We start from the raw sequence: 20,911 nt of genomic DNA, 5'->3' as shown, positions 1-20,911 counted from the left end.
TGAGGGACCTGAACCAGTTACTCCATGACCACGGACGATAGGAGATACCTTTGACGCAAGGCTTCCGTAAAAGCGTATTATTCCCGATCAGCTGCCGAGTGGTGGATCAAAACCAATGCGCTAGACCATTTCGAGAAAGCGGTCAAAATTCGTGAGATGATCAAGTCCGGGCAATAGGCAATGACCGCTTGGGGCCGATAGCAGACCAAGTTCGCGGCGAATGCGCCCTAAGTAGCCACGGCGCCCTACGCATCACAGGCGCCATCCGCATTTACAGGGCGGCAGGTTATGTGATGGAAGCTTCAACTAAGTTGATATGAGAGGAAGCTTTATGCGACGAGCGCTAGCGCTAGGATCACTTGTCGTTATCGGTGCATGCTCTGAAGCTGACGCTCAAGAATGTGCAACTAAACCGATTGCAGAGTTAGTCACTGCCAGCGAGGCAGCTTTCAAGCGCTTCAACAACAACAAGGAGTTTACTTCCCCGCTTGCTGAACTCACCCCGCGCGCATCAGGTTTTTCATATCAGGCGAACATCCCCATCTGGGTTGGCACTTTGGAGGTCATCGACAAGACGGGCACGGTGGTGGCGTCGTTGATCCCGCAGGTTCATTGTAATGGAGGCGTTGAATTTTCCATAGAATGGAGGAGACGGGCGGATGGGAGTATCGAATCTGGGCTTGGTGGGTCGTAGCTGACAGAGCTCATGGTGGCTTAGGGCCAAGATATTAGCGATTATAGTCCCGCTTTTCTTTCCGCTTATCTTTCCTTTCTACCTGATGGGTGAATTGTCGCTGCCATGGACATTCCTTTCGTTAGTCCCAGTTCTCGCCGTACTCTCTACTATGCTCGGTAACCTGATAGCTCTCACGACATCAAAAATGAGGCAAGGAAGGTGAGATCATTGCCGCAGGCGGTGGTCTCTCCGTCACGGCAACCGTTGATAAACTTGCCATGCTCTGTTTATTTATAGCAGGCGCAAACGCATAGGTTTGGTATTGTCCGGTCGATTCAGCTTAGACGATCTACTTTCCCTGCATGATTTTCCAACGCTCGGCGGCCATCCATTCGATATCGATCCCTCAGGGCGGTATCTCGTGTTCGCATTACCGAAACCAACGGGCAAAGCGACACGCCATTTCGCTCCCACGTTAGGCGGTAGCGAAGCGGACCTCTATGTCATTGAGCTGGCGACCCGGAAACTTCAAGAAATCCCTCTTCCAGTCGGCTGCGGAGCGATGTCGCCATGCTGGTCGCCTGACAGCACCATGGTTGCGGTAGCCCTAACTGACGGCAGCTTCGTCCGGCCAGCAGTGATTGAGGTGTCCACAGGGTTGGCTACAATCCTCTCGGATCGTAATCTCTGCATTGAATCGCCTCGCGGGGTCTTCGCATGGAATGGACCGACGAAGATCTTATGCGAGCTCCTCCCAGAGGGTGTACCTCCGACCTGGATGGATATCGATCTAAGGGCAGCTAGGTTCATGGTGGCTGTTTGGCAACGTGCTTGGGATGGGCAGCAGGCCACGGCGAGCAGGCTGAGAGACGACAGCCCTGCCATCGGCCCGCCGATCATTACTTACGTCGAGATAGACACAGTTACGGGTGAAGCCGAAAGCTTCACAAAACAGGACGGCCTATCGGCTGCCATGGAGTCGTTCGCAAATCGACCAACGATCGAATATCCGCCACGATGCATCGGCCCAGGATCGAAAGCCCCACCCGAAGGCATTTTGGTTGCGAGTTCAGAAACCTCGTCAAGCAACATCTACCTCGCCCGCAGCTCGGACGGTACGCGCTTATGGCATATCGACAGTGCTAGAGGGCAGGTTGTCTTTGAAACAGATACCCATCTCGCTGCGCTGCCTCCTCCCAACGTCCGGCGTCTTCCATTCCAAACAATGGACGGACAGACAGCGCATGTGCGGTGCCTCCTTCCACATGATCATCAGCCGGGAGAGGCGAGACCAACCATAGTTTGGGTCTATCCCGGCTACGAAACTTCGTTCGACTACCTCCACCATCTAGACGCGAGAAATGATCCAAGTCCTTTGAACCTGCATCCTCTGGTCTCAGAAGGCTTCATCGTTCTGATACCAGACATGCCAACCGACTCTGAGGTTGGGGGACGTCGCGAACTCTCGGAAGAGCTTCTGGGCACTGTAGTCCCCGCGATTGAGGCGGCCGTGACAGCTGGTTTTGCCGATCGACAGCAGCTCCACGTTGCCGGACACAGTCTTGGGGGATGGGCAGCGCTTCATCTCGTCGCACAAACAGATTTATTCAAAAGCGCAGTTGCTGCCGCAGCCCCCACCAATCTGATCTCAGAATTCGGCATATCAGACGTTAGATTCAGACATGGCGAATACGTTGATGCTGACGGCCTCGCATCTATGAGCCGTATTTTCGGGCTATCTCGGCCACCTTGGGAGATACTCGAACGATATGTCCGAAACAGTCCGTTGTTTTCTGCCGTTGATATAGAGGCACCCGTCGTGCTGATCCACGGAGATCAGGATTATGTCTCAATCACCCAAGCAGAGGAAATGTTCACGGCGTTGCGGACTCTCGGAAAGCCCGTCGAATTTGTCCGTTACTGGGGCGAAGGACACGTTTTTGAAAGCCCAGCAAATGTGAAAGATATGTGGTCCCGCCTATATGCGTGGATTAGGCAGCATTCTTCCCAGTGACCGCTTCGGGCCGAGTGCGGTTGACCTCTGGTATTGTCACCTCTCTGGTAGCTGTTTACTCTTCGAGAGATGTGGGCACAATTCCTGGCGACGAGCGTAGTAGCTGTCGGACTTTTGATACCCGAGCTGCGACGCCTTGGCAAAAAGTACGGCGTTGTCTTCTCCGCAGCAGTTGGCGGCTGTGCAGTGCTGCTCGTGTCTGGGTGGCTTCTCGCATTGGTCCTGACGGCTTCCGGCCTCACCGGGATTTTCTCCACCCTCAGATCATGGCAGCTCGCAGCGAATTTCATCATGCCGTTGTCTGCCTTCTTGTATTCACGGCGTTACTACTCGGTCACTCCCAGTCTCTTCCCAGCCGGGATTGTTTTCGCGGCGGTGAGCATGGTCTTCGCTGGCATCGAGTTTAGCTACGCCTACTAACGGGGAGTTCCTCGACCTAAGACTGCCCATCGCCTGGTCGTCTTCGCGCCAGGAGCGGTCATTGCAGAAGAGATGAGGCCGCCTATTTTGCATAGGCGACGTTTTTTTAGAGGACCGGTGATGGAACGCAGCTTCGAAATCGTGGCGCAATGGATCGAACAACAAGACCCGAACCGAAAGCGGCCGTTCAGCGAGCCGGCATCCGCGGATGAGATCGAAGCGACCGAACGCCGGCTTGGTTTGAAACTGCCCGCCGCTGTGCGAAACCTGTACTGCCTGGCAAACGGCCAACCGACCGGCGCTGTCGGCCTGGAGGGGAGTTTCGTTTTGCTGTCGTTGGACGGAATTATCGACGCTGCTGCTTTCCTGAACGACGAATTTCCCGATGGCGGGACCATTTAAACGCTGGTACTTCGGCGGCTCTCTTTTCTTTGAGGAAATAAATGAAAGATGAGCATAGCTCTGCTGCAAAGTCGTTTGTGACCCGTGTACTTGATGCAGCAGGTAGCCTAGCTATCGCTCACCTCGTAGGAACGTATGTGAGTTGCCTGATAGTGTGTGCACCGGGTGGTTGGGCCGCTCCCATGGCCGCGTGGGTGCTTACAAGCCTGATGCTAATACCTTTGCTTCTTGTGATCTCGCCATACGCTGCCGTCTTACTGCTGTTATTGAACCGGTTTCGCGCAAAAAGGAAGAGGACGTTCGCAATAGCCGGGTTGCTCGCTGGACTTTTCGCCCTAGCGACGCTCATGTGGCTTGCGCCGACACTTTCGACTGAACTCCACCCCGGGCTGATGATAGTTGCCGCATCGTCGGGTGGAGCAGCGGGAGGTTTCCTCTACCGCCTTACGGCAACCGTACCGAGGCCAGCGACGTCGGCTTAGGGGTAAGGAGATTGCCTGCTTTTGCGCCAAGAGCGGTCATTGCGTCTCATCACTGCACTGCGTAATCTGCGAAACGCGTACGGAAGTCATCGATATTGATCGACCCAAGAGGGGCTGGCAAAAGTCGTTTTGCCGCGGTTTGCGGCCGCACAAGAAGAGTGCGTTCGACGCAGTAATGCAGGAGGTTTTCGTGCGCGCGATCGCCATTATTATCGCCACAGTGGTGTCGATCTATGCTGGATCATCTGCTGCCGCTCCCGTGGAAATGACGGTCGACCGTCTCATCAGCATCTGTATGGCTTCCGACATCGAGGACGTGTCCGCCACGGGCGACGAGCTCGGATGGCAGCGCATGTCCGAGGCGGATACGTCGGAATGGCGTTCGGCGTTCCAGGGATACAATGGAGGATCGGTCGAGGTTGTCGGCTGGAAACGCGAACAGTCCGACAGCACGGATTCGCTGTCGTTCTGGATCGCCGTTGGGCCCAGTGGTCATCAGGCGTGCACATACTCCACGGATCACCCTGCGGGCCTTCTTGACGCGCTGAAAGCCCGGCTCGGTTCTCCGGACGATTTCGAGAAGATGGAGGAGATCGAAAGCACAACCGCCTTCTGGAATAAAGAAGGGATAGAGTACGCTTTCTCGCAGACAGGATCGTCCGCGATGATCCAGATCAGCAAGGGTCGATGATGGCTACGGTCACACGATTAACCTGCTAACTGTCGGGCAGGCTTCGGAAGTCGTGTCCTATAGGCATGGTGCCGCGATCCTCGACAACTCGGGACTTTGCTGCCGTTGCGCTACCTGCAGGTTCCGTCTAGCCTTTCGAAAGCAAGACAATCCTCTGAGGTCAAATCCATTGAACCCGATCGACGTTATAATCGACGTGATATGGCGGTCTATAGAGCGCCGGAATCGCAAGGATTGTATGGTGTTGTTGGGAGGAATCCTTATTCTTAGCCTGGTCGGACTGAGCCTATTCCTGCAGTTCCGCTAACAGTAACAGCCGCACGCGACGACAACGTTCGCAATGGCCAGAAGGCGTCTTCCGCTTCGCGCCAACAGCGGTCATTGCTCCCTTGCCGGATTCCCTTACCGTCGGAGCCGCGCCGTGAAGTTAAACGCGACGATCAGCCGAACGACCCAGGGTCACCCCGACCTTGGCTTTTGCGCGTCCTCGGTCGACATAGGCAAGGGCTTCGTTGGTGTCGGCGAAGGGTGGATTGCAGCCTTGCTGAAATTGGCAAGATGGCGGAGAACGCTGTCATGGGGTGGAACGTATGATTGGCCTTCTCGAAAACCGCTTGGTCCCCGTGACAGACACAATTGGTTTCCTCCAGTGTCCCGCAGAAGTCTTAAAATCAGCATTCTTGGATTGGCAGAGACCTCTACAGGAACCGCGCGGCACGCTCCTTCATGAGCAGCGCGTTGCCGGATCGTTGGAAGCCATACTACGGAGACTGCTTCCGTTGACGAGTGTTGAGGCTCGGCGCTTCTTGTTTATCCCAACACAAACTGACTGGACGGCCTTTTTTGACAATGGGCATCAAGGAACTGACGCGTTCGCTCCAATCAGCTATCTCGCCAAGGAAATCGGGTGCGTTGGCGTCCGGGCAACGGACGCGCTACCCGGCCGAACACAGGGAGGAACGGTCTTTGAGCTATACAGCCCCGAAGACACAGATTGGTTGAACGTGGTGCGGTCTATTTCTGCCGCGCCGACTGACGGGCGTTGGGCTTTCAGCGCAAGCGGCACGGCACTGTCTTTCGAAACGATCGAGTTTTATGCCAAAAAGCGGATCAAAGATCGCTTCAATTCCGAAATCCTGAAGCAATATCTCGAGGAACTTGCTATCGATGCCTTTAACCCGGACTTCTACGCCAAGGAAGGTTTTCTAATAGAGAAAGTCGGAACCTGTGCACCAGCCATGCAGCTATTCGGCTTGGCTGACTAGCGGGCGGCTTCGGGCAGCGCCCGCGATCCAGTAAATGACTGCTTCGGGCCGAAAGGAGACCTAGACCGCTTCCCGTCAAATGCGGTGATGGCAGCATGGTCGATGGATCCGGGTCGAGTGGCCGCCCTGGAGCGGCCGGTGCAGGTGATCAAACCGCAACAACGGTGCGGCCGTCATAGTCGGCGGTCCATTGCAGCGATGGTCGCTCGCCGCAACGCTCAATCCATGCCTTGACCATGTCGCTGTCCGGCGTCGCAGCTGGGTACCAGGCAAAGGGCGAATGCAGCAGCAGATCGACAGCCGTATATCGCTCTCCCATCAGATAGGGCCTATCCTTGAGCGCGGTTTCCAGGCGTGCCGCAAGTTCCGCAGGGCTGCGGAAGGTAGCATCCACAAACGGATGGGAGACCCCGGCTGCCTGCAAGATCAACACAGGTTCGACCACGCCGGCATACCACGCCAGCCAGCTGAGATACCGACCACGCTGCGGATCGCCGGGAGCAGGCGCCATCTTCTTTTGCGGGAAAAGATCCGTCAGGTACTGAATGATCGCGATGCTCTCCCAGATGAAGACGCCGTCATGCTCGAGCAGCGGCACCTTGCCTTCCGGATGCGGGTTCTTCAGATCTTTGCGGCCGCTGCCATCACTGCGGGTGATATCGACGATCTCGATCGCGACCTTGTCGATGGCGTCTAGTTCGCGAAGGAGGGTGATGATACGCGTCGAGCGCGAGCGGGGGGCGTGAAAGAGCGTCAGCATAGTCTGGATCCTTGGTTGCGTTTGGCAATGCAGATCTTATACACTCCGCCAACTGCCAATTTCCGGCAGTAGGCTTCATTTATCGTCCAAAGTCATGGCTCGTAGTGATCGTCTGTTTCGCCTGCTCCAGGCGCTTCGCAATCTCCCCTCCCCGGTCACGGCCGCACGCCTTGCACAGGAGACCGGCGTGTCGTTGCGTTCGCTCTATAGGGACATCGAGAGCCTGCGCGCCGCGGGTGCCGTCATCGATGGCGAGCGCGGCTTCGGCTACAGGCTGACGGAAGACATCGCCTTGCCGCCGCAGACGTTCACACGGCTTGAAATCGAAGCCCTGGTGCTCGGCCTCGCTGAGGTGCGCCATATGGGTGAACCTGCGCTCGCGGCCGCCGCACGTGCCGTGCTTTCGAAGGTCACAGCAACGCTGCCCGACCGACTACAACGTCAGGCACTGCATGCCGCCTCCCAGGTCTATCACTTCGAGCGCCGCGATCCGCCGGTCGTCGATATCGGCGTTCTGCGCGAGGCTTGCTGGCAAGAACGCGCCGTGGTGATAAGTTATGTGGACGCGGAGCAGCAACGGACCGACCGGCAAGTGCTGCCGCTGGCGATCGTCTATCTGGAGAGGACGCTGGTGTTGCTTGCCTGGTGTTGCCTGCGCCAGGGCTTCCGCAAATTCCGCGTCGACCGCATCGCTGACATTCAGATGACGGAGGAGACCTTCCGTCCGCGCCGGGTTCAGATGCTCATAGACTTCGTTGCCATTTTGAACGCCGGTGTGCCCGGAACATCAAAGATGATCTTGAGCAGCCAGTAACCAATACGACGATGCGGCCACGGACGCGTTCGGACTGCTTTCCTAGCTAGATGCAGCAGATGTCCGAACGTCTGCGCTGAGGGCAATGCTGTCACTGCAAGTGGGCGGCATGGTTTCGAGCAATGCCTTGCCCGCGTCTTCGCCTTGATGGGAGTTGAACCCGCCGCCACCCTATTAATTCGCGAGCATTCCCTAATTATTTTAGGAGGATAGCGCATCCCCTATTTTATAGAGGATTGTAATGATTAGAGAAGTCATGGGTTCCTCTTCCATTGAGCAAGAACCCATAGACAGTGTGTCCCGTCATCGCTCCGAAGCTTGGATCCTATTGCTCATCGTTTTAAGGGCAATTTTCTTTTGGCCTTGCTTCCTCAATTCTGCTCGGAAATGATGGCTCATGCACGTTCTATGAAAAGGCAGTATTCGTGGGTAATCGGTCATCTCGTAAGTTAGTCCGAATTAATGCTTTGCCGCGGCTCAAGAATATGCTGGCTGATACGGATGACGGCAGGCTTCTCCAAATGTTTTGGGCAGTGCATGCGCTACAGGACGGAAGAGAACATCTGGCAAGCCGCTTGATTTCGTTCCCATCCGACGCCGCAACTACAGCAATCGAGTCACGCTGGAAGATTCATCCTTGGAACCTTGAGACGCTGATAACCCTCCAGCTGAACACTCCGAACGGCCTTACCTCCTACCGACGTGTCGATACCTCTAAGTTTGACACGATTGCCGTTTTAACAAACTTGCTCGGCCGTGTTGAAGATATTGATAACAGAGATCGCATCAACGATCGCAATATTCTCCTTGAGATGCATCGGATTGGCCATCGAACCTTTCAGTGGCAGAGAGGTTGGCGGCGGCAGCAAGATCTTTATCGATACATCTATATCTATGGTCAGGGCAAATGCGCCCAATTCTTTGAAAACCGGTATGGACTGTCGGTGGTCGATTTTGTGAGTGTCTGTTTTGCTTTGTTCGGTATTCTCTTGCAGGGTTGCTGGACATCCAAGATTCACGGACTCCACGTTATTGGCCTAGACGACAAATTGGTAGATATCGTCCTTCCTCTCGTGTCTGCCGAAATTCACGATGTCAGGCAGGCCTCGCGAGACCTTCTCGAAAAAGTCGAAACAGGCTTAGGGACGAAGCTGCCGGCCATTTATCAACCGAGCTATCTTCGGGTAAAGCCCATTATTCGCTCGTTTGCCAATCGAAATTGCTTCATTGCTCCATTGCCTGAGCTAATCTTAATGCGGGCGACCGTTGGCCTCTTTTACGATCTGATCCCTGGTGGACAGGATATCTTGAACGACGCCAATGAACGCTTCGAGGCCTACGCGCGCCACTCCATCAAGGCGCATTGCCCCGACTTTGATCCTCTGCCGGCGATTAAGTACCGACACAATAAGAACGATGTCGACACGCCGGACATCATCCTCAAAAGACACAACAAGGTCGTGGCGGTTTTTGAATGTAAGGCAACCAAACTAACCTTCGAGGCCCAGTACGGGGAGGACCCGATCGCTAATGCAGAAAAGGGATATGCACAGATTTCCAAGGCGATATTCCAGCTGTGGAAGTTTTTTTCGCACGTCCGGCGCGGCTTGTTAGCACTTGATGTAGCGGAGGATGCGGTTGGCATTGTTTTGACCATGGAGGCCTGGACCCAGATGGGTGGCCCGTTGCGGGAGAAGCTCATAAACGACGCCAAGATCCTCGCCGCTCAGAAAGATAAAGATATCAACGTGCAGGATATGCGGCCGCCGGTATTCTGCCCAATTCAGGATTTGGATGATCTTCTCGCTACGTCAGACGAAGACCAGCTACTTACAGCTTTCCGTGCTGCGACTGAAGAGCGCTACCATCCATGGGGGATACGCGAAGTCAGGCAGCGTGAAGCCCCCCGCCTTCCTGCATCAAAGCCCTACCCATTCGATATCGGGGAATTCCTTCCTTGGTGGAAAGACTTACCAAGCCAGAAAGACCGATCGAGTACGCAACGTTCAGTGACGTGATTGAAGGCCGCTTGGGGCATTTTGATTTCAATCAAAATACCGAAGTCGCGGCGATATACCTGTCTATTGTTAGACGACAATAGGTTTTGGTCCTCAGGGTTTGCGACGAGATAGAGGCCCCTCGAGATTTTGAACACCCAAACTGTCATAGTCGTTCATAAGGATAGTGGATGCAGTTCGCATTGGTTGATGAGGTTCGTCGCGAGGCCTTCTCCAAGGGCAGGGGGACTTGCCCGACGTGCGGTTCGGCGATGATCGCCAAATGCGGCCCGAGAATTCTTCACCACTGGGCTCATGCCGGGAGGCGAAATTGCGATCCCTGGTGGGAAAACGAAACAGTATGGCACCGGGAATGGAAAGAGCTTTTTCCTGAAAACTGTTCGAGAAATCTCCCATATGGCGCCTGATGGTGAGATCCATCGTGCCGACATCAAGACACCTACAGGCATCGTCATCGAGGTACAACATTCGAGCATGACGGATGCCGAGCGGCTACCGCGCGAGGCCTTTTACGGGAACCTAGTTTGGGTGATCGACGGTCGCAGTTTCCGTGATAACTTCGACATCTATCACCTGCTGCCCGATCCAACGTCAGTTCTTGCGGAAGATCTGGTTTGGTCGAAGGCTCGACGCCATATGAATGGCGCGAATAGGGGTTTGTTTTTCAGACCATCAGAAAACCAGGACGACCAACCTGGCGCTACGAAGGCCACACTCAAGGGCGGATGGCTGCACGGCATTCACGAGATCGAGGACCAAGTTAACGCCAGCTACCGCGGTCACCATCAATATGATTGGGTTCGCCCGCGTAAAACGTGGCTTGATGCCATCTGTCCAGTCTTTATAGATTTTGGCGGAGATTCACTTGTGAGGCTTGAGATCTATGACGAGAGCGGCCTCCGCTGTATTCGTATGATTTCCAAGAGAAAATTCGTGCATGACGTCATGGTCGAAACGTCGGCACAGGCCATAGCTACGCGATTTTATCCCCTTCCCCGCGCTGAAGTTCTCCACGACCAACTCATGACATGAAATGTACCAATGGTGCACAAATGCCAAGAAACTCTTGCTAGGGCGCTCGCGACGACCTCGGCCGCCGGCTAGCCCGTAAAATTCTTTGCTCCGCGGACGGAGTGCTGCTGTGCTTACACTTTGCTCTTGCTTTTGTAATCACTCAGCAAAATGATGCCTCAACCTGTACGAGCGAAGGAATCGTTCTTGATTGAGGCATTGCGAAAACATCGTGGGGATGGCCGCGGTTACGAGCGGCGCCCCGACATTACAGCCACACTTCTTGAACTGGAGGGTCTTTCGCAGGAGCAGCGAGTGAACCGCGCTCAAATTCGGTCAAAAACCGATCCTCAATACCTTCCGTCAGAATGTCTTCTTTACCTCATTCGCGCGTCGAAGCGAGACAACTCCAATCAACTCTTTGAAACTCTTTTCCGCATACTTCTGGCGAGAGTTGAAAGTGCGGCGACACTGAGAAGTGAGATCTATCTCCTGCCAACGGGAAAGATGGCGATCACCACCTTTGGGACGACGGTCCGAGATCATGTTGTGGATCGCTTTCTTGCCCGCCTCATTGCCGATCGAAATGGCTATGATGAACGGCTTGACTACTTCGAGATCAATTTTGCCCACGCAATTGCCAGCTTACGATCAACGGCGAAGGCCAAGGCAGCTTCGGAAGAAAAGCGCTCTCAACCGCTCGCTGCTAACGACGACGACGAGGTCTCAGCAGAAGTTGAAAAGGCTGCCGGAGCGTTTGATCCATTCGACACAGCAAAAATCGACAATGGGAATTACCGGTTTCGGCTTTTTGCAGCGATCAAGAATTTACCAGAGAAAGAACGCCATGTCGTTGCGTTGCTTTTCAAAGAATATCCAATTGAGTCAAACGACCCCGACAAACCATCGATATGCAAAATCTTGGGGTGCGTTGAAAAAACGGTAAGGAACCGGCGTGACCGTGCTTTCGAAAAACTTAAAGCAGCTCTATCGGAGGAAAAGATAGATGCCTGACGCCCGCAAGGAAAACGCTGAAGAGATCCTATCCGCCTTCGCCATCGAACCGGCTCACAACAAGGCTACCCTTGATCTCTATCTGAAACAATATCCGGAACTCGCTTCTGAGCTGATCGATTTATCGCTCGAACTAGAGATGATCGATCCGACCGGAGAGGACGTTATCGACACCGACAGTCCGATCGTCAACGCCGCTTGGGCTGCATTCGTTGACGGTGGCGTTACCGACGCGCCAATCACGGCCGCTTCGTTCACCCGTGAAGTTGCCAATGGCATGGGATTGAAACTGGCTGCGCTGATGGGTCTTCGCGATAGAAAAGTCGAAGTCGACTCGCTTCCTAACGCCTTTTCCGCCCGCCTATCGAAAGCGCTTGCGGCGCCTGTATCGCGATTGATGGAATACCTCGCGGGGCCCCAAGGCATGCCCGTTGGGGCCAGCTTTAAGGCTGATGCAAAACCAGAGCAGAAGCCAAAGATTTCAATCAAGCAGTTGCTCGCTGAATGCGGCTATACCCCTGAGCAGATTACCAACCTCCTAAAGGAGGATTGATCATGGATGCCGTCGAACTGGCGCGGCAACGAGCCCAAGAGCTGAATGACGCGGCGGTCCAGGCAGGGGCTTCTGCCTGGAGCCCCTACGCGTTGGCTCAGCACGAAGCAGCGCGGCGGGGGATTGAGATCGATCGCGTGGCAAAAGGGAGCAGCCTCCTAAATGGAGCACGGGCGCTCTACGATCCAAGCCTACCCTTGATCATTCATGAAGCGACGGGGAGCGATTTTGAAGACGCTTTTCTCGTTGCTCATGAACTTGGCCATGTGGAACTGGGCGACGCTCAGGCTCGAGACGAGGTGAATTCAATCGACCCCGCACGTGCTGCGGAGATGCCGCCGGTCGGCGCGGAACGAGTTGAAGACTACAGCCGACGCCAACGCCGCGAGGTCCAAATGGATCTCTTTGCACGAGAATTTCTCCTTCCTCGGGCTTTCGTCCGCAAGGCTCATATCGAAGAAAAGTCAACTGCCAACGATATTGCCGGGCGACTAGGCGCGCCTAAAGCTGTCGTGGCACAACAGATGCTCGATGCCCTGTTGCTCCCTGACGCTACCATCGAGCCTGAAAAGGCTATTGTTTCGCGCCCGCTTAACCTGCGACAGAAGGAAGCGGCAGAGCACTGGGGGGCAGCATATCTACTCGAGGCTGGCCCGGGAACAGGTAAAACGCAAACACTGGTCGGTAGAATTCTTTGGCTGCTTGATAAGGGCATTGATCCTCGGGGGATCCTGGTTCTAACCTTTTCAAATAAGGCTGCTGGCGAATTGTTTGAGCGCGTAGCGCAAGTAAATCCTGTTGCAGCGGCCGCGATTTGGATCGGCACCTTTCACGCATTCGGACTCGATATCATCCGGCGCCATCATGACCGCCTCGGGTTGCCTGACGACCCCAAAATGATCGACAAAGCAGACGCGATTGAACTGCTGGAGACCGAGGCACCTCGGCTAAACCTGGTTGAATTCCGCAACATTAGCGACCCGACAGAGAACTTAGACAGAATATTAGCTTCAATCTCTCGGGCAAAGGACGAATTGACGAGTCCAAGTCATTTTCAAGAGCTGGCGCAGGCGATGGAGTTGGCTGCTTCAACCCCCGAGGAACAAAAGGAAGCGGATCGTCAGATTGAAGTTGCCAACGTTTATCGACGCTATGAGGAGCTAAAGTCCGGACTAAAGCGGCTTGATTTTGGTGACCTTGTCACCCTTCCAATCCGGCTCTTTGAGGAAAATGACGATGTTCGAGCTGCTATAGCTTCGACTTATGAACACGTCTTGGTCGATGAATATCAGGACGTAAATCGCAGCAGCGTCGCCCTTTTGAAGAAACTCAAGCCGATGGGCACCAATCTCTGGGTGGTTGGCGACATCAAGCAGTCGATTTACCGCTTCCGCGGGGCATCCTCGATTAACATGGCGAAATTCGCAACGGGAGATTTCCCCGGTGCGCAGACCGGCCGCCTAGAGGTCAACTATCGCTCAGTAAAAGAGATCGTTGACGCCTTTTCGAAATTCGCCGTCAATATGAACGTTGCTAAGGGTCGAGATAGCTCACTTCAAGCGTATCGAGGGCCCTCGGGATGCCCCCCAGAACACAGGCTTACCGCTTCGGCCCAGAACGAGATCGAAGCGGTCGCTGATGCGATCTCTGAAATGAGAAAATTCGGAATCGAGTACCGCGAACAAGCAATTCTCTGCACCGGCAATGATCGTCTGGCAAAGATCGGCGCTGCGCTGGAAACTCTTAACATCCCCGTGCTGTATCTCGGCAGCATTTTCGAACGAGAGGAAGTAAAGGACCTACTATCCTTCCTATCGCTTCTAGTAGACCGAAAGCCGATGGGTCTCGTTCGCCTTGCGACGATGGAAGGATTCGCGATGTCGCTGGAAGACGTTGGTGTCATTCTGGAAGCCCTAAGCGATGGAGAGGCACCCACTCCTGTATGGACTATTGGTGAAAAGGAACTGCCTAATCTATCGCTTGATGGCAGAAATGCTCTTGCGAGCGCTTGGCAAGTATTCTCTGATCACGATGAGGCATCCCAGCCTTGGGATGTTCTCGTGTCGTTGTTGCTTGATCGCACCCGAATAGCGGCGAGAATTGCGGAAACGCCGACAATCTCTTCGAGAGCTCGCGGAATCGCAATTTGGCAGCTTCTCAATTTTTGTCGCACTCAACCAAGTGGCAAAGGTCTCCCCATCAAAAGACTTCTCGATCGTGTGAGGCGACTGGTTCGCCTGGCCGATGATAGGGATCTGCGACAATTGCCAGCGGTGGCGCAGGGTCTCGACGCCGTCCGCCTTATGACGGTGCATGGATCGAAGGGCCTGGAATTTCGCGCGGTCCACTTCCCCGGCGTCAACGCTGACAGTATTCCCCGATCTCCAAATCACTTTCAGGGCATCGAATCGCCTGACGGTCTGATCGATAACGTGACAGGGAAAGCCGCTGCGATCCGGTCCGCAGCACATGTCGATGAGCAGGAATGTCTTTTCTATGTCGCCCTCTCCCGAGCGAGAGATCGCCTCTTTCTTTACTCTCCGACAAAGAAAGCAAATGGCCATAGCTGGTCAGTTTCACCATTTGCGGCACGACTGATACCTCCAATGGTTCAGCGGCAAATAACTCCAACAGCGCAGCTTCCGCCGTCGATCGAGGAAATCATTGACCTTCGCTTTGTCAGCCGGCCAACGTTCAAAGACACCCAATTGGCCATATATGAGAAGTGTCCTCGTCGGTTCTTTTATACCTACGTGCTTCAGACGGGTGGTCGTCGGGTTGAGTCTGCTTTCATGAAAATGCACGATGCTGTTCAGGATGTAGTTGACTGGATCACAGCAGCTGACCCCGCTTCCGCCGCAACTTCCGGAGCCTTTGGTCGCCTGCGGGCTGCGATGACGGCTCGCGGCCTCGACGAGAGCGGCCATGTCGATGATTACATGGCCATCGCGGAGGAGTTGATCTCCAACCTGCTCAAAAGCAGGCAAGGTCTTACGCTCAAGGGTAATGATGACCTGGCGATTTCTGCTGGCGCGATCAAAGTCGCAGTCCGTGTGGACGAACTGCTTCAGACTGACGATGGCGGGGTCGTTGCCCGTCGGATACGTACCGGTCATGGGACGAAGGCATCGCTGTCCGATTTGGCGGCCAGTTCCTTCTTTATGGCGGTCCGCGAAGCGTTTCCCAATGCCTTGGTGGAATTGTTGAACCTTGCCGACGGAGAGCCGATCAGGCTCGAGTTTGAGAAGCTCGCCAGCCGTCGCCAGAAGATCGACGACATTGTCGGCGGCGTTACGAGCGGCCGCTTCCCGGCGAAGCCAAACAATCGGACATGCCATCGATGCCCAGCGTTTTTCATCTGTGGCCCGATACCCTCCGGACCACTCTCAAAAAAAATCTGACCTAAAATTACCGGTCTGCCATTTCCGTTCCGATTAGCACTCCAGAGACGTATCGCAATCAAGCGAGCGCTCCGGAGAAGAAACAAATGTCTGACTTTAACAACGCGGCGGGCTCTGCCAACAAGCCGTTCCATATCCGCTTCACCACCGACGGTGTTGCATATCGCGATGCTTCGATTGACGATCCGATTCCCGTTGGGAGCCAGCTCCTTGCGGTAGCCGGCGTCCGTGACGTGGAAAACTACAGTCTCTTCGCCATCCTGCCCAATGGTGAGTTCGAGGATATTCGTCTCGACGAAACCTTCGACCTTCGCGCAAAGGGCGCCGAGACGTTTGCTTACTTTGAAAGCGATCGTTCGTTTAATTTCACGATCGAAAACCGCCAGATGTCCTGGGGCAAGAACCTGATCAGCGGCAAGGCGCTTCGCAACTTGGCCGGCCTTGACGCTCGCTACAGCATCTATCTTGAGGTCCGCGGTGGCCATGATCGCCTGATTGAAGCTTACGATCTTGTCGATCTGGCCGGGAAGGGCATCGAGCGCTTCATCACCGTAATCAGCGAAACCACGGAGGGCTTGGAGGCCCTCCCTTCTGCGGACCGTCGTTTTCTCGAAGCTCACGGCCTGACGTATGAGATCGTGAACGAAGCCGGTGTCGGGGCGGTCGTGATCAAGGATTTCGCTCTCCCTCCGGGGAAGTTTGATCAAGACAAGGTCGACGTGATGATTCAGCTTCCAGCGGGGTATCCCGATGCCAGTGTCGACATGTTCTACACGCTGCCCTGGATCAGGCTAAAGGCGACCAACAGTTACGCGGCCTGTGCAGACGTCCCTCAGATTTTTGCCGGCTCCACCTGGCAGCGTTGGTCTCGGCATGCGGACTGGCGTCCTGGCATCGACGGCATCCGTACCATGGTAACCCGCGCCCAGACCGCTTTCGAGAAGGCCAAGTGAAATGACGATGTTGGATATCACCGTTCTTGAGCAACACATGCGTGTTCTCATGGGCTTGCTTCCGGACCAGACATCTCCGGAAGCAGCTGCCTACATGCTGTTTGGGTCGTCCGACATCGCCGCCGATCCTTGGTCGGGCGAGCCGCGTCACCGTCTCGTTTCACATCAGGTGATTGAGATTCCCGCAGCAGACATGCTCAGCTCTTCTGGCTTGCATGTAACATGGAGCACGCGAAGCTTCATGCGGATGCTCGGTGATGCTGCAATCAGGGGCAAGATTCCGGCTATCTTTCACACCCATCCCGGCAGTCATGCATTCTTCTCCGATCAAGACGATGCCAACGAGCGAGAGCTCGCGCGGACGGCCCACCAGAAGGGTGCTCGGGGTCTTGTCAGTATTGTTCTCGGCGGAGACGGCTCAGTGTGTGGGCGGATCTGGCATGGACCCGACACCTACACTATTGCTCACGCAGTGCAGATTGTGAGCGGGCGGTATCACCGGCATCAAAGTCACCTCGCTGAAAACATTGTCCATCATCATTTGGACCGCCAGCGCCGTCTGTTTGGGCAAGTCTTCAATGACAATCTTTCGTCGTTGCGCGTGTGCATCGTCGGGTGCGGCGGTACTGGTAGCCCCGTTGCGGTTCTCCTGGCGCGGCTCGGCGTTGGGCACATTTTCCTTGTGGACAAGGATGTGATCGACGAGACAAACCTCAATCGCGTGCATGGCGCGCGACGCGACGATATTGGGCGGCCAAAGGTCGAGGTCCTCAAGCGCGAAATCGAACTGATGGGCGTTGGCTCTCAGGTGGAAGTCGCACAGGACTGGATCAACGCTCCGCGCATTCGCGATGCGCTCAAAGCTTCGGACTTTGTCTTCGGTTGCACTGACGACAACACTGGCCGAATTTTGATTAATCGCCTTGCCCATTTCTACGGTATTCCGGTGATCGACGTCGGCTTGCGCATGATCGCAGCTGCACATCAGCACGGTCATGATCTCAATGGGCGAGTCACGACGCTCATTCCAGGTCGGCCATGCCTGATTTGCGGTGGTGTCGTAAACGCCACGCGTGCCCAGGAAGAAGAGTTAGAACGCAATCAACCGGACGAATTCCAACGCCGAAAAGCTGAAGCATACGTCGTGGGCGCCGGTGACCCCGCTCCTGCTGTCGTGACTTTTACGACTGAGATGGCTTCCGTTGCCGTCAATGAAATGATCGCCGCGGTTACTGGGTTTCACGGCGCTGATGGAATGATCCCGACCCGTGTCAGACGCTGGCATGTTCGCGATGATCGATTTCTCAACGTCAAGGCCCGAGAAGGTTGCCCGGTTTGCCAATCCGAAGACTCGCGTGGCGCCGGCGATGTATCGCCCTTCCTCGATATGGCAGGGTGAAATCATGCGAAGAACGATAGCACTCACCCTCCGCTTCTTCGGGTTGCTCAAGTTTGACCGGCTTGCAGAGCTCTCGTCCAAATATCCGTCGACCGGCGAGTTGCCAGAAAAGGATGTCGTCGTCGTTCGCGATGGCGACGTCGCAAAGTGGGCGTGCCTGACGTGCCCCGGCGGTTGCGGTAAGATGATTGCACTTTCGCTTAACCCCAATCGACGACCGAAATGGCAAGTGACATTGGATTTCTGGAACCGTCCGACGCTCAAGCCTTCGGTTCACCAGTTAAATGAATGTGGCTGCCACTTCTGGATCACAGACGGCAAGATCGAATGGTGCCCCGGCGGGCGGCCCACCGCATAAAGAAGAGCGTTTCAAATGGATGAGCAGGTATCCCAAGTTTCACATTATCCTTTCCGCGAACAAGCGCAGAAGCACCTTAAATCAGCTGAACAGCTGCTCTGCAGTGAAGGGCAGCAACTCGTTTACGCCTGCCTCGAGCTTCGTCTAGCAATCGAGGCTATCGTGTATGAAACTCTCCGAGCCTACGAGAAAAATCTGAGCCCCGACGTCACGGAGGCACATCAACATTGGCAACCCAACAAAGTGCTGCAACTACTTTCCGCACACGACCCACTCGTCGATACTTCGCTTCGGGTTCAGGTCCGCGAAATTGGCGAGAATGGTGCCCCCGTCGGTGGCCCCCCACTCTTCGATGGAATTGACCGACGCTTAACCGTCAATTGGGTGGAAAAGGCCCATCGATCCCTCGGAAGTTTCCTTCATCAGCGAACCATTTCCCAGTTCAAGAAAGGGAAGTCGATTGACGAAACCAAACTGAGGACTGAGGCGAACCGCATTTACATCAGGCTCAAGGAGGTTTTGGGATCTGAAGTCTACGGTATCCACTTTACCGGCGGACTCCCGATTTGTTGCGAGACCTGCGGTTCTGACTTGGCTGCTAGGATGGCTTCCCGGATTCTTGATGGGGTCGCCGATGTGAAGTGTGCAACCTGCAACGTAAGTCGCTTGGTGGAAACGGACAAGACAACCGGTGAGCTTAGATACGTCCATAAGAGAGCGGCCACCGGGTGAATCGCCGGCTACCCTGGCGCTGTCGATGAGGTGTAGTACGCTTACAGCTACGGTCAGCAAGTCCGTCGAAACTAAGCAGTGAGATTTGTGGCGGCTGGAATGTGGTGGGGGTCAATTTGCAATAGGGCCAGAATGGCCGATTTCGCTGGTAGAAAAGCGTCATCATAGCTGAAAGCGTGCCAATCGATCTGCTGCCGCGCACCTAACCGATCCTGATGCATCTTGTCGCGGACGGATTTAATTCCCCGAACCTTGGCTTCGAGATCAAGGTTTCCGTTCGGATCGGCAACCGCGACAAGAGAAGCAATCCAATGGTTCGGAGCGATACGCGGGGCATTGGCTCCGTTATTGCCGACATCCCTTAGCCGAAACGCCGATCCCAACCCTTCACAGACGGAAAATGCACCAACACAGAACTCGAAGATCATCATGGTATAGTAAGGCTCAAATAGCACCGACGCGTTACCCGCTCCCCGCGTCGCATGGGGCGTAATCAAGCCAGCCTTCATCTCCATACCAACCAAAATGTGCTTTAGGTTGGAGCGAAGCCGGCTGCGGACATCAGCATCGAGAACGTCCGGTATGACCCTTACAAGCCATGCATCCCATTCAGTCGCAGTAGCGAGGGTATGAACGTAGCCGAACTGGCCAGCTTGGTACGCTGAAAGATAGTACATTTTAGCTCCGGCTCGATACGACGTCTGTGGTCTACAGAGTGCCTTGTCCTACTAAGGAAAGGAAGCAGACTCATCGTCGTTTAACCTACATGACGCCCCAAGCCCGAAACCTCCCCCTCCCCGTCATCTCCCTGAGGCCGAGTTCGAAAACAATTCGCCGCGCCGCCTGCGGCGTGACCTCGAGCGTCTTCGCCACCATCCCGGCCGACACCAGCGGCTTCGCCATCACCAGGTCGACCAGCTCCGGCAGTTTTGAAGACGTCCGGCGCCCGTCCAGCTTCCGCTCCATCAGTGTTCGGGCGAGTGCCAGACGGTCGTGCTCTTTCAGCCCGATCTCGGCGGCCGCGATCAGGCCTTGGGCGATGGCGAGCAGCCGGGTCTCTCGGTCACGATGGCGGCGCCGATCCACGGGGATTGTTTTCAGGCCGAGATTGATTGCGGCGAGATGGGCACCGGTGCTGATCCCGGCCTGGCGGAGGATGGAGGCGGCCAGTAGTCGGCCGAGCCACGGCGCGTGCTGAAGGACGGAAATTTCGTTCCAGGCATCGAGGGCGACGATCGCCCGAAACACTGCCGGCAGATCTTCGGTCTGGCGCAGCACGTTGCGCCATTCCTCAAGCCGTGCGTCCTCGTCCCAATCGAGATCATAGACCAGCGGATCGGCCGGAGCCCAGCCGGGCTTCTTGGCTCGTTCGATCGCGGCGTCAGAACGCGCGAGCAGCGCATCGATGGCGGCGTAGTCGACGCCGGGTAAATGCTCCGCGTCATCACCATCGTCCCCCTCCCCTTCCGGATCGATCGCGACCGCCGGCCGACCGACGTTGGCCGGCTCCACCGCCTCAGCGCCGACCGGATTAATGTCCAACGTCTGTCGCAAAGTTCGGATACCCTCTGCCGATAACGCCCAGCCGGGAAGATGGGCGGCAATGCGCCGGCGGGTGCGCAGCACGTCGCGGGCGATTGTCAGCTCATGAGTGGGTGTGCGAATATCGCGGGTAGCGTCGTGGAGGACGAGGTCTTCGAGGTGAACCAGTTCGCCGTCGATCCACAGCGAGGCGCAGGCGTCCGTGAATTGGGTGCGTTCGAGGAAGCCCGCGCAGATGGGCGAACGGGCAATACGTTCGTCGAGGCGCCCCAATGCGATACCGGCGCGGAAAGCTGGCTCCAAAAGCGCTGTCATGCTGAATTTCGTGAGATCGTAAGCCATTGAAGTTATGGTAAATTATTTTCTAAAGGAACTCTATATTAAAGTTTGTGTTCTTCACATGGTA

18 protein-coding genes and 1 pseudogene are annotated in these 20,911 nt (G+C 55.4%); 16 read left to right on the top strand and 3 right to left on the bottom strand.

Features of this window, described 5'->3' with window-relative positions:
* Positions 1-99: 99 nt before the first annotated feature.
* The 5 genes and pseudogenes from ACQY1K_RS21925 to ACQY1K_RS21905 all read left to right on the top strand — a co-directional run.
* Positions 100-177: pseudogene (locus ACQY1K_RS21925) on the top strand (DUF6500 family protein); the annotation flags it as partial.
* Between the two features lie 821 nt (positions 178-998).
* Positions 999-2,690 (top strand): alpha/beta fold hydrolase, encoded by a 1,692-nt coding sequence (locus tag ACQY1K_RS21920; protein ID WP_430259455.1) that lies wholly within the window; start codon positions 999-1,001, stop codon positions 2,688-2,690.
* A 540-nt stretch (positions 2,691-3,230) separates the two neighbouring features.
* A complete protein-coding gene (locus ACQY1K_RS21915; protein WP_062458226.1) occupies positions 3,231-3,512 on the top strand; it encodes an SMI1/KNR4 family protein in 282 nt (93 codons plus the stop codon).
* 672 nt (positions 3,513-4,184) lie between these two features.
* A complete protein-coding gene (locus tag ACQY1K_RS21910; protein ID WP_430259453.1) occupies positions 4,185-4,685 on the top strand; it encodes a hypothetical protein in 501 nt (166 codons plus the stop codon).
* 590 nt (positions 4,686-5,275) lie between these two features.
* Positions 5,276-5,950, top strand: a complete 675-nt coding sequence (locus ACQY1K_RS21905; RefSeq protein WP_430259451.1) for a hypothetical protein — start codon at positions 5,276-5,278, stop codon at positions 5,948-5,950.
* 148 nt (positions 5,951-6,098) lie between these two features.
* Here ACQY1K_RS21905 and ACQY1K_RS21900 read toward each other — a convergent pair whose 3' ends face one another.
* A complete protein-coding gene (locus tag ACQY1K_RS21900) occupies positions 6,099-6,710 on the bottom strand; it encodes a glutathione S-transferase family protein (protein WP_430259449.1) in 612 nt (203 codons plus the stop codon).
* Between the two features lie 94 nt (positions 6,711-6,804).
* Here ACQY1K_RS21900 and ACQY1K_RS21895 point away from each other — a divergent pair, with 94 nt between their 5' ends.
* The 11 genes from ACQY1K_RS21895 to ACQY1K_RS21845 all read left to right on the top strand — a co-directional run bounded on the left by ACQY1K_RS21895 (position 6,805) and on the right by ACQY1K_RS21845 (position 18,963).
* The gene (locus tag ACQY1K_RS21895) at positions 6,805-7,524 is read left to right on the top strand and encodes a helix-turn-helix transcriptional regulator (RefSeq protein WP_430259447.1); all 720 of its coding nucleotides are present in this window, start codon (positions 6,805-6,807) and stop codon (positions 7,522-7,524) included.
* A gap of 485 nt (positions 7,525-8,009) precedes the next feature.
* Positions 8,010-9,542, top strand: a complete 1,533-nt coding sequence (locus ACQY1K_RS21890; RefSeq protein WP_430259445.1) for a hypothetical protein — start codon at positions 8,010-8,012, stop codon at positions 9,540-9,542.
* Between the two features lie 170 nt (positions 9,543-9,712).
* On the top strand, positions 9,713-9,949 hold the full coding sequence (locus ACQY1K_RS21885; protein WP_430259443.1) for a competence protein CoiA family protein: 237 nt from the start codon (positions 9,713-9,715) through the stop codon (positions 9,947-9,949).
* Positions 9,837-10,574 (top strand): CoiA-like domain protein, encoded by a 738-nt coding sequence (locus ACQY1K_RS21880; protein ID WP_430260645.1) that lies wholly within the window; start codon positions 9,837-9,839, stop codon positions 10,572-10,574. Before ACQY1K_RS21885 ends, ACQY1K_RS21880 begins: the two co-directional genes overlap by 113 nt.
* 186 nt (positions 10,575-10,760) lie before the next feature.
* The gene (locus ACQY1K_RS21875) at positions 10,761-11,567 is read left to right on the top strand and encodes an RNA polymerase sigma factor (RefSeq protein WP_430259441.1); all 807 of its coding nucleotides are present in this window, start codon (positions 10,761-10,763) and stop codon (positions 11,565-11,567) included.
* Entirely contained in the window at positions 11,560-12,120 is a 561-nt protein-coding gene (locus ACQY1K_RS21870; RefSeq protein WP_430259439.1) for a hypothetical protein, read from the top strand. The genes ACQY1K_RS21875 and ACQY1K_RS21870 overlap by 8 nt, the downstream gene beginning before the upstream one ends.
* Positions 12,121-12,122: 2 nt before the next feature.
* Positions 12,123-15,521 (top strand): UvrD-helicase domain-containing protein, encoded by a 3,399-nt coding sequence (locus tag ACQY1K_RS21865; RefSeq protein ID WP_430259437.1) that lies wholly within the window; start codon positions 12,123-12,125, stop codon positions 15,519-15,521.
* Positions 15,522-15,607: 86 nt separating this feature from the next.
* Positions 15,608-16,474 (top strand): multiubiquitin domain-containing protein, encoded by an 867-nt coding sequence (locus ACQY1K_RS21860; protein ID WP_430259435.1) that lies wholly within the window; start codon positions 15,608-15,610, stop codon positions 16,472-16,474.
* Between the two features lies 1 nt (position 16,475).
* The gene (locus ACQY1K_RS21855) at positions 16,476-17,873 is read left to right on the top strand and encodes a ThiF family adenylyltransferase (RefSeq protein ID WP_430259433.1); all 1,398 of its coding nucleotides are present in this window, start codon (positions 16,476-16,478) and stop codon (positions 17,871-17,873) included.
* 4 nt (positions 17,874-17,877) lie between these two features.
* Positions 17,878-18,231: a DUF6527 family protein gene (locus ACQY1K_RS21850; RefSeq protein WP_430259431.1), complete on the top strand. Its 354-nt coding sequence runs from the start codon at positions 17,878-17,880 to the stop codon at positions 18,229-18,231.
* A 15-nt stretch (positions 18,232-18,246) separates the two neighbouring features.
* Positions 18,247-18,963, top strand: a complete 717-nt coding sequence (locus ACQY1K_RS21845; RefSeq protein ID WP_430259430.1) for a hypothetical protein — start codon at positions 18,247-18,249, stop codon at positions 18,961-18,963.
* Between the two features lie 71 nt (positions 18,964-19,034).
* Here ACQY1K_RS21845 and ACQY1K_RS21840 read toward each other — a convergent pair whose 3' ends face one another.
* Positions 19,035-19,640 carry a hypothetical protein gene (locus tag ACQY1K_RS21840; RefSeq protein ID WP_430259428.1) on the bottom strand — a complete coding sequence of 202 codons (606 nt, stop codon included), beginning with the start codon at positions 19,638-19,640 and terminating at the stop codon, positions 19,035-19,037.
* A gap of 85 nt (positions 19,641-19,725) precedes the next feature.
* Positions 19,726-20,847, bottom strand: coding sequence for an RHE_PE00001 family protein (locus ACQY1K_RS21835; protein ID WP_430259426.1), 1,122 nt, complete (start codon positions 20,845-20,847; stop codon positions 19,726-19,728).
* Between the last annotated feature and the right edge of the window lie 64 nt (positions 20,848-20,911).

This window comes from Neorhizobium sp. IRS_2294, from assembly GCF_050500145.1.
Classification (GTDB): Bacteria; Pseudomonadota; Alphaproteobacteria; order Rhizobiales; family Rhizobiaceae; genus Neorhizobium; species Neorhizobium soli.
Note: the sequence above shows the minus strand (reverse complement) of the source record. Positions and strands in the feature narration are given on the sequence as shown.

Bases quoted from the DNA above. Each gene is read 5' to 3' on its own strand.
- ACQY1K_RS21900 (WP_430259449.1), bottom strand. From the start codon at position 6,710: ATGCTGACGCTCTTTCACGCCCCCCGCTCGCGCTCGACGCGTATCATC.
- ACQY1K_RS21865 (WP_430259437.1), top strand. From the start codon at position 12,123: ATGGATGCCGTCGAACTGGCGCGGCAACGAGCCCAAGAGCTGAATGAC.
- ACQY1K_RS21895 (WP_430259447.1), top strand. From the start codon at position 6,805: ATGGCTCGTAGTGATCGTCTGTTTCGCCTGCTCCAGGCGCTTCGCAAT.
- ACQY1K_RS21855 (WP_430259433.1), top strand. From the start codon at position 16,476: ATGACGATGTTGGATATCACCGTTCTTGAGCAACACATGCGTGTTCTC.
- ACQY1K_RS21890 (WP_430259445.1), top strand. From the start codon at position 8,010: ATGCTGGCTGATACGGATGACGGCAGGCTTCTCCAAATGTTTTGGGCA.
- ACQY1K_RS21915 (WP_062458226.1), top strand. From the start codon at position 3,231: ATGGAACGCAGCTTCGAAATCGTGGCGCAATGGATCGAACAACAAGAC.
- ACQY1K_RS21850 (WP_430259431.1), top strand. From the start codon at position 17,878: ATGCGAAGAACGATAGCACTCACCCTCCGCTTCTTCGGGTTGCTCAAG.
- ACQY1K_RS21845 (WP_430259430.1), top strand. From the start codon at position 18,247: ATGGATGAGCAGGTATCCCAAGTTTCACATTATCCTTTCCGCGAACAA.
- ACQY1K_RS21905 (WP_430259451.1), top strand. From the start codon at position 5,276: ATGATTGGCCTTCTCGAAAACCGCTTGGTCCCCGTGACAGACACAATT.
- ACQY1K_RS21885 (WP_430259443.1), top strand. From the start codon at position 9,713: ATGCAGTTCGCATTGGTTGATGAGGTTCGTCGCGAGGCCTTCTCCAAG.
- ACQY1K_RS21835 (WP_430259426.1), bottom strand. From the start codon at position 20,847: ATGGCTTACGATCTCACGAAATTCAGCATGACAGCGCTTTTGGAGCCA.
- ACQY1K_RS21870 (WP_430259439.1), top strand. From the start codon at position 11,560: ATGCCTGACGCCCGCAAGGAAAACGCTGAAGAGATCCTATCCGCCTTC.
- ACQY1K_RS21840 (WP_430259428.1), bottom strand. From the start codon at position 19,640: ATGTACTATCTTTCAGCGTACCAAGCTGGCCAGTTCGGCTACGTTCAT.
- ACQY1K_RS21880 (WP_430260645.1), top strand. From the start codon at position 9,837: ATGCCGGGAGGCGAAATTGCGATCCCTGGTGGGAAAACGAAACAGTAT.
- ACQY1K_RS21860 (WP_430259435.1), top strand. From the start codon at position 15,608: ATGTCTGACTTTAACAACGCGGCGGGCTCTGCCAACAAGCCGTTCCAT.